The organism is Variovorax sp. RA8 (assembly GCF_901827175.1).
GTDB lineage: Bacteria > Pseudomonadota > Gammaproteobacteria > Burkholderiales > Burkholderiaceae_C > Variovorax.
Genome location: NZ_LR594662.1, coordinates 1,389,481 through 1,400,966, shown reverse-complemented (window position 1 = coordinate 1,400,966; position 11,486 = coordinate 1,389,481). Strand labels below are relative to the sequence as shown.

The following is an 11,486-nucleotide window of genomic DNA, read 5'->3' as shown; positions in this document are numbered from 1 at the left end:
TCGCTGCAGGCAATACCTTCACGGTTGTGAAACCCTGCCTTCGCATCCCTCCCCACCGCTTGGCGCCAGGCGCGCCGCTCGGCGCCGACGGTATCCGCTCGGTCCTTGCCGCCGCCGAACGCCTGAGAAACGCGGCGAGAGCAGGAACGATGGATGCGCCCCTGCGCGGGAAGAACATCGCCCTGTTGATCGGCACGTCATCCGGAGTAGAAGAGTCGGCCGTCCATCGCGCTGCATTGGAGCTCGGGGCGCGCGTCGCCGAGGTCATGTTCACGGAGCCTGCGGGATCGGCGTCCTCCGACCACGACCTTCGCACGCTGGCACGGATGCTGGGCCGCCTGTACGACGCGATCGACTGCGGAACGATGCCTTCGGAAGCCGCCCTCAGGATTGAAAGGGAAGCCGGGGTGCCCGTCTACCAGGGACTGGGCACGGACGACCACCCCGCGCGCGCGCTGGCGGATCTCATGGCGCTGTGTGAGCAGCGAGTACCGGCAACGTCCCGGGCATCCATTCTCTTCCTTGGTGATCCGTGGACCTTGCGGGGCCGCGCTTTCCTGTCTGCCGCCCGGGAGATAGGCTTCGAGGTGCAGATGGGAAGCCCGTTTCAGGCGGCGTCGAACGATGCGCCTTTCGTAGTCGATGCCACGAACGCCGCGCACTGGTCGCTCACGACGCCGAGCGGGCAGCTGGACCAGGCCGGGCTTTCGGCGAATCACCGCCTCGTGATGCAGGCGGTGCTGCTCGATACCATTGTGGACAGCTGATGGAATGTCGGCGCACGGCCGACAGCATGCGGGCGCCCGCCGCTGCCCGCGCTCATGACAGCGCCTCGATGTGAACGGCAGGCAGCTGCGAGCGCAGGAAGCGCAAGGCGTAGCGGAGCGCACCCGGGCTGCTGGCATGCAAGGTGAAAAGAGGTTGACCCAACTCGACACGGTCCCGTGCACGAACATGCATTCTTGCTCCGGCGGCCGGATCGCGAGGAGCGCCCGCCAGTTTGGCCGCGCGTGAGACGAGGCGCGTGTCGATCGCCAGGACCGTGCCGCTCGCATGCGCGATCACGTCCTCCGTGTGAGCCGCCCTCGGTGGCACGCGCAGGCCGCCTTGCGCTTCGCAGATCGCGAGGAACTTGGCCAGCGCGCGCCCGTCGTCCAGCACCTCGCGCGCCAGCCCCTGCCCGCCGCCGGGAGCAGATTTTCCGGCCATTTCCAGCAGCAGGCCGGCGAGCAGCAGGGCACGCTCCCGCAGGTCCTGCGGCGCGTCCGCGCTGCGTTCCAGCACTGCCATCACGTCCATGGCTTCCAAGGCAGGCCCGATGCCGCGACCCACAGGTTGGGTGCCGTCGGTGAAGACCGTGCGCACCTGCAGGCCCAATGCGGCGCCCACGGACACCAGGCTGCGCGACAGGAGCTCGGCGGCGGCGGTGCTTCGAACCTTGGTCAGCGGGCCGACCGGCAGATCGATCAGCACGCGCTGCGAGCCCGCTGCAGCCTTCTTGGAAAGGATGGATGCCACCAGCAGGCCTTCGCTGTCGAGGTTCAGCGGGCGCTCCACCCGAATCAACATGTCGTCGGCGGGACTGATGCGCGTGGCGCCACCCCAGGCGATGCAGCCGCCCTCGCTTTCGACGACGCGGCGCAGCGCCGCCATGTCGAGTTCGACTGGCGCGAGCGTCTCCATCGCATCGGCCGTACCGGCCGCCGAGGTGATGGCGCGCGAGGAGGTCTTGGGCATCAGCACGCCGCACGCCGTGACGATCGGCACCACCAGCAGCGTGGTCCGATTGCCCGGGAGGCCGCCGATGCAGTGCTTGTCCATCACCGGCGAAGCGCCCCAGTCGATGCGCTCGCCCACATCGACCATGGCTTGGGTCAACGCCACCGTCTCGTCGAAATCCAGTCCGCCGCCAGCACAGGTCGTTACCAGGGACGCCAGGTGGATGTCGGAAAGCCGGCCACGGGCCACGTCTTCCATGAGCTCGCGCAGGGCGGAATAGCCAAACCTCGTGCCGTGAGCCTTGGCGCGAAGATGCGCCAGCGACGCGAGCACCGGCGGATGGCGCACCTCCACTTCATCGCCCTCTGCCGAGCCCAGCAAGGTCCAGGCGACTTCCGACAACGCGATCTCGTCGTCCCGAAGCCAGTCGCTGCTGACGTGATGCAGGATCGCGAGCAGATGGCGTCCGTTGGCGATCACCTCGACCTGCGCCTGCGCTTCGAAGCCTTCCGCCCGGCAGACAGGGCAGTCGCCGCGCATGTACACCACGGGCTGCTGGTAGGTGTCGATGCGGGCACGGCGTGCCCGCAGGCGGTCGAAGGGCATGGGGTGGTTCGTTCTTCAGAGCTTGCGGGATTCGAGGTATTCCGGCACGGTGACCGGCCAGCCGTGACGCTCCTCGATCGCCAGCCGCAGCGCATCGGCGGCCACCGGCTCGCCATGCGTCACGAACACCCGCTTCGGCGCACGCAGTCCACCGAGCCATGCCAGCAGCTGTTCGCGGTCCGCATGGGCCGACAAGGTGTCGAGATTCGCCACTTCGGCACGCACCGGCACATAGGCACCATGGATCTTGACCGCCTCCGCGCCGCCCACCAGCGCGGCTCCACGCGTGCCGGCAGCCTGGAAGCCGGCAAACAGCATCGTGTTCCTCGCGTCGGGTGCATACGTCTTCAGGTGATGCAGGACCCGCCCGCCGGTCGCCATGCCGCTCGCAGAAACGATGATCGAAGGAAAGGTCAGCGTGTTGAGCCGCTTCGATTCCTCCACCGTGTTGACGATCGTGACCTCCTTGCTCATGGCCGCGCACTGCTCGGCGCTCAGCCGGTGCTCGTCGAGGTGATGCCGAAAAATGCGCGTGGCATCTGCCGCCATGGGGCTGTTCAGGTACACCGGCATGTCGGGAATGCGGCGCGCCTTCTTGAGCAGGTGGATGCAATGCAGGAGGGTCTGCGCGCGCCCGACGGCGAAGGAAGGGATGACGACCACGCCGCCGCGCGCCGCGGTGCGATTGAGCACGTCGGCCAGCGCCGTGAGCGTGTCGACGTCGCGATGCCGGCGGTCACCATAGGTGGACTCCACGACCAGATAGTCCGCCTGCTCGGGAGAATCGGGTGGACGCATGACCAGGTCGTCGCTGCGGCCAAGGTCGCCCGAAAACAGGATGCTGCCCCCCGTCCAGCTGATGTGAACGCTGGCCGCCCCCAGGATGTGGCCGGCGCGCTTCAGACGCCACGACCAGCCTGGCCATGGTGACTGCTCCTTGTCGAAGGGGATGGTCTCGAAGTGCGTCAGGGCCGCAGCGGCCTCCTCTTGCGTGTAGAGCGGCAGGGCCGGCTTGTGCTTCGAATGGCCGTGCCGGTTCGCGAAATCGGCTTCCTCTTCCTGCAGCCGGCCTGAATCCGGCAGCAGCAGCTCGCAAAGGTCGCGCGTCGCCCCACTGCAGTACACAGGGCCCTTGAAGCCGAGCTTCACGAGCCGCGGCACGAACCCGCTGTGGTCCATGTGCGCATGCGTGAGCAGCACCGCATCGAACTCGGAGGCCTTGATCGGCAAAGGCTCCCAATTGCGCAGCCGCAGTTGCTTCAGGCCCTGGAACAGGCCACAGTCGACCAGCAGCCGACGGCCGTTGTGCTCCAGCAGGTACTTGGATCCGGTGACGGTGCCGACGCCGCCGAGGAATTGGATGCGCATGGTTTCTCCTTGGTGCCGAGAGCTTCGCATCGCGCTGCGGCTGCAACTTGATGTTCGTCAAGGGCCCGCAACATCAAGCTGCGCATGATGCCCCTTTCTCTTGGAGCCCAGCTTGACAATCCGTCATCTCGACCAGCTCTTGTCGCCCGCTTCGGTTGCCGTCTTCGGCGCTTCCAACCGTGTGGGCAGCGTCGGTGCCGTGGTCTGGCGCAATCTGCGCGCCGGCCGCTTCTCGGGCCCCATCTACGCCGTCAACCCCAAACACAGGGCGCTCGACGGCGTGCCCGTGTTCGCCAAGGCGGCCCATCTGCCCGGCGCCCCGGACCTGGCCCTGCTGTGCACGCCCCCCCACACCGTGCCGCAGTTGGTGGCCGAACTCGGCGCGCTCGGCACCCGCGCGGTCATCATCGTGACTGCAGGGCTGAGCGCCACGCAGAAGCAGGCGGCGCTCGACGCGGCCAGGCCGTACCTGATGCGCCTGCTGGGCCCCAACTGCATCGGCCTGCTGAGCCCCCACATTGGCCTGAATGCCGGTTTCGCCCACACCGATGCGCTGCCAGGCGAGGTGGCCTTCGTGTCGCAATCCGGCGCGCTGGTCACCGCGATGCTCGACTGGGCCAAGAGCCGCGGAATCGGCCTGTCGCATCTCGTCTCGCTGGGCGAACACTGCGATGTCGATTTTGGCGATCTGCTCGACTACCTGGCGAACGACGCCCGCACGCGATCCATCCTGCTCTATGTCGAATCGATCGAGTCGCCGCGCAAGTTCATGTCGGCCGCACGCGCGGCAGCGCGCAACAAGCCGGTGATCATCGTGAAGGCCGGACGCGCGGGCAACGGCGTGCACGCCGCCGCCTCCCACACCGGTGCGCTGGCCGGCTCGGACGTCGTCTACGACGCGGCCATCCGCCGCGCCGGCATGCTCCGAGTCGACACGATGCAGGAGCTGTTCACGGCGGCCGGGACCCTGGCGCGCTTCCGGGGCAACCGCAGCGATTCGCTCACCATCATGACCAACGGCGGCGGTGCCGGCGTGATGGCCGCCGACGCAGCCGCGCAGGCCGGCATCACGCTTGCGCAGCCCGGCAGCGCCCTGATGGAACGGTTGAACGAAGCGCTGCCATCCAACTGGTCGCACGCCAATCCGATCGACATCATCGGCGACGCGCCGATCGAACGCTACACCGCGACGCTATCGGCCCTGCTCGCCGACAAATCAGCCGGGGCCGTGCTGTTCGTCCATGCCCCGACGGCAATCGTGCGCAGCGACGACATCGCCCGCGCCTGCCTGCCGCTGGTGCGCGAGACCGGGCAGCGCGTGATGAGCGCCTGGCTCGGCGACGCCGCTGTCGCCCAGGCGCGCCAGCTGTTCGAGCAGGCGGGCGTGCCCGACTATCCGACGCCCGAGGAAGCCGTCCGGGCCTTCGCGATGCTGCAGACCTACCGGCGCAACCAGGAGATCCTGATGGAGGCGCCGAGTGCAAGCGAGAACGCGGCACCCGATCTCGCCGCGGCGCAGCGACAGCTCGACGCGGTCCTTGCAGAGGGCCGCGAATGGCTGAGCGAGCAGGAGGCCAAGGCCGTCCTGAAGGCCTTCGGCGTACCGGTGGTGCCCACGCTGGCGGTCGCCGCCTCGGCCGATGCCATATTCGCGGCGGCGCGCGAAGTGGGCTATCCGGTGGCGCTCAAGATCGTCTCGCGCGACATCACCCACAAGTCCGACGTCGGCGGCGTGCGGCTGGACCTGCGCGACCAGGCGTCCCTGGACCATGCCGTCAGCGAGATGCTTCGGGCCGTGCGCACCGCGAGGCCCGATGCGCACATCGACGGCTTCACGGTGCAGCCGATGGTGCGTCGGCCGCATGCCCAGGAAGTCATCGTCGGCGCCAGCATCGACAGCGTCTTCGGCCCGGTGATCCTCTGCGGCCAGGGCGGCACTGCGGTGGAGGTGACTGCGGACAGCGCCGTGGCCCTTCCCCCGCTCAACCGCAGCCTCGCGCGCGAACTGGTCTCGCGCACGCGTGTCTCGCGCCTGCTCGCCGGCTACCGCGACCATCCTCCAGCCCGGATGGATGCCCTGTACGACGTGCTGATCGCGGTGTCGCAGATGCTCGCCGACCTGCCGCAGCTGGCGGAGCTCGATATCAATCCGCTCTACGTCGAAGAGGCGGGCGCCATCGCCCTGGATGCGCGCATCCGCGTCGCGAGACAGCCGGTCGCGGGGGCCGAGCGCTTCGCGATCCTTCCGTATCCTTCGCAATGGGCTCGCACGCTGACCTGGAACGGCCGTGAGATCACGATACGGCCGATCCGTCCCGAGGACGAGGCGCAGCACCGGCGCTTCCTGGAACGGCTCGACCCGGAGGACATCCGCATGCGCATCTTCCAGACGCGGCGCGAGCTGCCGCGCAGCGAACTCGCGCGGCTCACCCAGATCGACTACGACCGGGAGATGGCGTTCATTGCCGAAGCCGTCGATGCGCAGGGCGTGCGCGAGACGCTGGGCGTGGCCCGCACCGTGAGCGACCCCGACCGCGTGGAGGCCGAGTTCGCCATCATCGTGCGCTCCGACCTCAAGGGCGCGGGGCTCGGCAGGCTGTTGTTCCAGCAGTTGATCGAGCATGCCAGGCGTTGCGGGACGGGCCGTCTCGCGGGCCTCGTGCTGCGCGAGAACAGCCGGATGCTGAATCTGTGTCGCGACATGGGCTTCGAAGCCGATCCGGCGGAACCGCCCGGCTCGGGCGTGCGGCGCATGGTCAAGACCTTGAACGGCCTTGCCGACAATCCCGGGTCCGACGCAGGCGCACCCGCCCGCGCTTGAATGCACATGCCGATGAGCGCCCTCTCCCGTCAGCGGCACCAGATGTCGATCTGGTGACGCAGGTCGATCCACAGCGCCTGAGTCGCCACCGCTGCCAGCAGGCCACCGGCCAACCGCGTTCCCCATTCCTTGCGCGCCATGCCGGCGCCTGACTGCAGGCGCTGCCACAGCCAAGGCGCCAGCACCAGGGACACGCTGCTCCCGACGGCGAAGAGCGCCATCGTGAGCGCGCCCTGCGCCGGCCCGTTGGCCAGGCCCGCAAGCATCAGTGCCGAGTACAGCAGGCCGCATGGCATGCAGACCCAGAGCGCCCCCGTCGCGAGCACCCCCGTCAATGAACCGGTGACCGACCGCAGCCGTGCCGCAAGCGCGCGCCCGATGCGGTGCGCCCAGACCGGCTGCCGCCCGAGCGCTGCGAGCGCCAACCCCCAGGCCAGCACGAGCACGTGCAGCAGCACCCATGCAGGACGCAGCGCGGCGACCTGTTCGCTCGCAAATGCCAGGCTCTGCATCGCCGCCGCAGCCAGCGCGCCACCGGCCGCATAGCCTGCGATCCGGCCCGCATGAAAAGCGACGGACGCGGAGACAGCCGGTGGCCTCCCCGCGAGCGTCGCCGCGCCCCCCTGCGCAGGCGCGCGCACGATCCGGATCACGCCGGAGCATGCGGCACTGCACATGGCGACGCAATGCGGCCCGCCGACCAATCCCATCAGGAGCGCGGTGCTGGCCAGCGCAGCCTGCATGGTCAGACAATGCGCGAGAAGCGCGTTCGGTTGCGGTCGGCCTGCAGATAGCGATCGAAGACCATCGCGACGGCGCGCACGAAGAACCAGCCCATCGGCGTGACCTCGATCTCATGGTCGCGCAGGTGCACGAGGCCCTGCGCCGCGAGCGGCGCGAGCGCCACGAGCTCGCTGGCGAAATAGCGCTTGAAGTCGACCAGGTGGGCCAGTCCGATCGATTCATAGTCCACATGCCCCTGGCACATCAGCGCCATGATCACCGCGCGCCTCAGGACGTCGTCGCGCGTGAGCGCCAGGCCGCGCACGACCGGCAGGCGACCCTGGTCCAGGAGGTCGTAGTACTCCTCCAGCGTCTTGGCGTTCTGGCTGTAGGTGGCGCCGACCCGGCCGATGGCCGACACGCCCAGCGCCACGAGATCACACTCGGGCTGGGTGCTGTAGCCCTGGAAGTTCCGGTGCAGGCGTCCCTGCCGCTTGGCGATTGCGAGCGGGTCTTCGGGCAAGGCGAAGTGGTCCATGCCGATGTAGACGTAACCGGCCGCGGTGAGCGTGGCGATCGAACGCGACAGCATCTCCACCTTGGTCCTGGCGTCGGGGAGTTCGTCGGCGGCGATGCGTCGCTGCGGCTTGAAGCGCGCCGGCAGATGTGCATAGGCGTAGAGGGCGATGCGGTCGGGCCGCAGCTCGCAGACCTGCGCCAGCGTGCGGTCGAAGGATCCGGTGCTCTGGCGCGGCAGCCCGTAGATGAGGTCGATGTTGATCGACCCGAAGCCGAGTCCGCGTGCGCTCGCCACCAGGTCGAACACCTGCCCTGCCGGCTGGATGCGGTGCACGGCCTTCTGCACGTCGGGGTCGAAGTCCTGAACGCCGAAACTCAGGCGATCGAAACCCATCTCGGCCAGGCTCGCGAGTCGATGGCCATCGACCGTGCGTGGATCGATCTCGATCGACTGCTCGCGCTCCGGCGGCAACGTGAACGCGTCCCCGAGCATGGACAGCAGCTCGCGCAAACCCCCGTCGTGCAGGAAGGTCGGCGTGCCGCCCCCCAGGTGCAGCTGGGTGACAACCGCGCCGCGGCCGAGCTGCGCGGCCTGCAGCGCCACCTCGCGCGCCAGATAGCCGAGGTACTCGCGCCCGCGGCTCTTGTGCCGGGTGACGATCTTGTTGCAGGCACAGTAGTAGCAAAGCGATTCACAGAACGGAATGTGCACGTACACAGAAAGCGGCCGGCCATGCGCGCCGAGCTCGCTGCGCTGCCGCAGCGTCTGGGCGTAGTCGTCGGCCGTGAACGCCTCGACGAAACGGTCCGCCGTGGGATAGGACGTATAGCGCGGCCCTGGCACGTCGAAACGCCGCAGCAGACCCGCCGACGGCAGGACGAGCGATGAACCGGCAGGCGCGGCGGCAAGGGATGAGTTCATTGCGGTAGATATGGGAGGCACCGGCCCACTATGCAGGCAGGCCGCCCCGTCATCCTTGATGTGCATCAAGCCTCGGCTGTGCGCGGCGCCTGAGAATCGCTGCGAACCCCGACGCCATCAATGAAAGCCGAACACATCAAGGTCGCCTGCTCGAGCTGCAACCTGCGCGAGCTCTGCATGCCTGCGGGCCTGGAGCCGAGCGAACTGAAGCGCATCGACGAGATCGTGGCCACGCGGCGCAAGGTCCGGCGCCGCGAGGCACTTTTTCGCAACGGCGAGCCCTTCACCTCGCTCTACGCGATTCGCACCGGCGTCTTCAAGACCCGCGTGGCGACCGAGGATGGCCGCGACCAGGTCACCGGCTTCCAGATGGCCGGCGAGATCATCGGGCTGGACGGCATCGTCAACAACCAGCACACCTGCGACGCGATCGCGCTCGAGGATGCCGAAGTCTGCGTGATGCCCTTCCATCGCATCGAGCAGCTCTCGCGCGAGGTTCCCTCCCTGCAGCGCCACGTGCACCAGATCATGAGCCGCGAGATCGTGCGCGAGCACGGCGTGATGCTGCTCCTGGGCAGCATGCGGGCCGAGGAACGCCTCGCGGTCTTTCTCCTGAACCTTGTCCAGCGGCTGCACGCGCGCGGATTCTCCCGGTCCGAGTTCGTACTTCGCATGACGCGCGAGGAGATCGGCAGCTACATCGGGCTCACGCTCGAGACGGTGAGCCGGACGCTGTCGAAGTTCATGGAAGACGGCATCGTCGAGGTGGAGAAGCGCAAGCTGCGCATCGTCGACGCCGATGCACTGCAGCGCATCGTCAATCCGCCGGGCGGTTGAGCTCGTCCGCGCGCTTGGTGAGCAGCAGCGTGAGCGCGCTCGAGCCGGTCGCCAGCACCCAGAAGATGAAGAAGCCGGCCGCATAGACAGCCTGCCGGGACAAGCCGATATCCTCGCCGCCCCAATGGAGGTCGCTGGGGTCGACCAGCGCGAAAACCAGCAGTTCGGCAACGCTCGCCAGCAGGAAGGCCGGCCAGAGGATCGACATCCAGTCGTGGGACTTCATGATCTTCAACGCCTCGGTGCGGGCAGATCCGCGTCCGGCGTGGCCGCATGGTTGCGCCCTGCCAGCGCAGGCATCAGGTTCTTGGCGGCGAGCTCCTTGTTGATCTCGGCACCCCGGCGGTAGTAGTCCGGCGCCACCACCGGATCGGGCGTGCGCAGCGCGAGCCAGAGCGTCACGAAGCTGGCGACGATGACCACGGCGGGCCCGGCTATCACCATCCACAGCAGCGGGAACTGCCACCAGGGTTCGCTCTTCGGAGCAGTCATCGCGCAATCGTCCATCTCGTCTCCTTTGGAACTCAACGGGGCACCATGAAGGTGGCCTTCTCCGACACCTGCGCGCTGCCCTCGACGGAGCGCACGTCGAGATGGACGACGTGGGACCCTGCGGCGGCGCTGCCGTACGGAACCTGCAGGCGTACCGCGACCCAGCGCGACTGCGCAGGACCGACCTCGAGCGGCTCGGCCGGCGATACGCTGAGACCTTCGAGGCCCCTGGCTTCGATGCGGTAGCGCTGCGGCTGCTCGGTCGCGTTCATGATCTGCAGGCGGTAGACGTTCTCGAGCTGGCCGCCCTCGGCGATGCGCGCGAGCGATGCCCGGTCCCGCACCACATCGACCTTCAGCGGCGTGCGGGCCACCAGGCTCGCCAGCAGACCGATCGTCAGTGCGGCAAGCAGGCCGGTGTAGATCAGCACCCGCGGGCGCAGCACGCGGCGCAGCACCTGCCTGGGCGTCCAATGGCCGGCCATGCCGTTCTGGGTCGCATAGCGGATCAACCCGCGTGGTGTCTTCATCTTGTCCATCACGGTGTTGCAGGCATCCACGCACAGCCCGCAGCCGATGCACTCGTACTGCAGCCCCTTGCGGATGTCGATCCCGGTCGGACAGACCTGCACGCACAATGAACAGTCGATGCAGTCGCCAAGGCCCTGTGCGCGCGCGTTGCTGCCCTTGGCATGCACGCCGCGTGGCTCGCCCCTCTCGTTGTCGTAGCTCACGATGAGCGTATCCCGGTCGAACATGGCGCTCTGGAAGCGTGCGTAGGGACACATGTACATGCAGACCTGCTCGCGCATGAAGCCCGCGTTGCCGTAGGTCGCAAAGCCGTAGAAGAAGACCCAGAACACTTCCCACGAGCTCATGCGGGTCTGCAGGAATTCCAGGCCCAGCTCCCGGATCGGCGTGAAGTACCCGACGAAGGTGAAGCCGGTCCACAGCGCAATGCCGAGCCACACGATGTGCTTGAACCACTTCTTGACCAGCTTCTCGAGCGAGAAGTCGCCCTCATCCAGGCGCATGCGGGCGATGCGGTTGCCTTCGATCTTCTGCTCGACCCACATGAAGATCTCGGAGTAGACCGTTTGCGGGCAGGCGTAGCCGCACCACAGCCGCCCCGCCACCGCGGTAAAGAGGAAGAGCGAGAGCGCCGAGATCACCAGCAACCCGGTCAGGTAGATGAGGTCCTGCGGGTACAGCACCAGCCCGAGGATGTAGAAGCGTCGCGCGCCCAGGTCGAACAGCACTGCCTGGCGCTGCCCCCACTCGATCCAGGGCAGGCCATAGAAGACGAGCTGCGTGAGGAACACCATCGCCCAGCGCCAGCGCGCGAAGATGCCGCTCACCGTACGGGGGTACACCTTCTGGTGCGCGACGAAGAGTCCACCATCCTTCTCGGCGGTGGCGATCGGAATCACCCGCCGCGCGGGCCTGGCCGATGCGGAAGCGGAAGCGGCATCCTTCATG

At 67.9% G+C, this 11,486-nt stretch carries 10 protein-coding genes; 3 read left to right on the top strand and 7 right to left on the bottom strand.

The window, feature by feature from the left end; all coding sequences use genetic code 11:
* Nucleotides 1–26: 26 nt before the first annotated feature.
* Nucleotides 27–767 carry a hypothetical protein gene (locus E5P3_RS06700; protein ID WP_232073007.1) on the top strand — a complete coding sequence of 247 codons (741 nt, stop codon included), beginning with the start codon at nt 27–29 and terminating at the stop codon, nt 765–767.
* Nucleotides 768–819: 52 nt separating this feature from the next.
* Here E5P3_RS06700 and E5P3_RS06695 read toward each other — a convergent pair whose 3' ends face one another.
* The gene (locus tag E5P3_RS06695) at nt 820–2,325 is read right to left on the bottom strand and encodes a thymidine phosphorylase family protein (protein ID WP_162585267.1); all 1,506 of its coding nucleotides are present in this window, start codon (nt 2,323–2,325) and stop codon (nt 820–822) included.
* A 15-nt stretch (nt 2,326–2,340) separates the two neighbouring features.
* A complete protein-coding gene (locus E5P3_RS06690) occupies nt 2,341–3,693 on the bottom strand; it encodes an MBL fold metallo-hydrolase RNA specificity domain-containing protein (RefSeq protein ID WP_162585266.1) in 1,353 nt (450 codons plus the stop codon).
* A 112-nt stretch (nt 3,694–3,805) separates the two neighbouring features.
* Between E5P3_RS06690 and E5P3_RS06685 the strand changes: the two genes are divergently transcribed.
* Nucleotides 3,806–6,514 (top strand): bifunctional acetate--CoA ligase family protein/GNAT family N-acetyltransferase, encoded by a 2,709-nt coding sequence (locus E5P3_RS06685; protein ID WP_162585265.1) that lies wholly within the window; start codon nt 3,806–3,808, stop codon nt 6,512–6,514.
* A 29-nt stretch (nt 6,515–6,543) separates the two neighbouring features.
* Here E5P3_RS06685 and E5P3_RS06680 read toward each other — a convergent pair whose 3' ends face one another.
* Together E5P3_RS06680 and hemN are read right to left on the bottom strand one after the other, a co-directional pair.
* On the bottom strand, nt 6,544–7,257 hold the full coding sequence (locus E5P3_RS06680; protein WP_162585264.1) for a sulfite exporter TauE/SafE family protein: 714 nt from the start codon (nt 7,255–7,257) through the stop codon (nt 6,544–6,546).
* Nucleotides 7,258–7,259: 2 nt separating this feature from the next.
* Nucleotides 7,260–8,678: an oxygen-independent coproporphyrinogen III oxidase gene (gene hemN / locus E5P3_RS06675; protein ID WP_162585263.1), complete on the bottom strand. Its 1,419-nt coding sequence runs from the start codon at nt 8,676–8,678 to the stop codon at nt 7,260–7,262.
* Between the two features lie 120 nt (nt 8,679–8,798).
* On the opposite strand from hemN, the gene fnr reads away from it, so the two are divergent.
* On the top strand, nt 8,799–9,515 hold the full coding sequence (gene fnr, locus E5P3_RS06670; protein ID WP_162585262.1) for a fumarate/nitrate reduction transcriptional regulator Fnr: 717 nt from the start codon (nt 8,799–8,801) through the stop codon (nt 9,513–9,515).
* Here fnr and E5P3_RS06665 read toward each other — a convergent pair.
* The 3 genes from E5P3_RS06665 to ccoG are packed head-to-tail and all read right to left on the bottom strand — an operon-like array spanning nt 9,496 to nt 11,485.
* Nucleotides 9,496–9,741: a hypothetical protein gene (locus E5P3_RS06665; protein WP_162585261.1), complete on the bottom strand. Its 246-nt coding sequence runs from the start codon at nt 9,739–9,741 to the stop codon at nt 9,496–9,498. The genes fnr and E5P3_RS06665 overlap by 20 nt on opposite strands.
* A gap of 5 nt (nt 9,742–9,746) precedes the next feature.
* Nucleotides 9,747–10,007 (bottom strand): FixH family protein, encoded by a 261-nt coding sequence (locus E5P3_RS06660; RefSeq protein ID WP_162585260.1) that lies wholly within the window; start codon nt 10,005–10,007, stop codon nt 9,747–9,749.
* A gap of 32 nt (nt 10,008–10,039) precedes the next feature.
* Nucleotides 10,040–11,485, bottom strand: coding sequence for a cytochrome c oxidase accessory protein CcoG (gene ccoG, locus E5P3_RS06655; protein WP_162585259.1), 1,446 nt, complete (start codon nt 11,483–11,485; stop codon nt 10,040–10,042).
* Nucleotide 11,486: the final 1 nt, after the last annotated feature.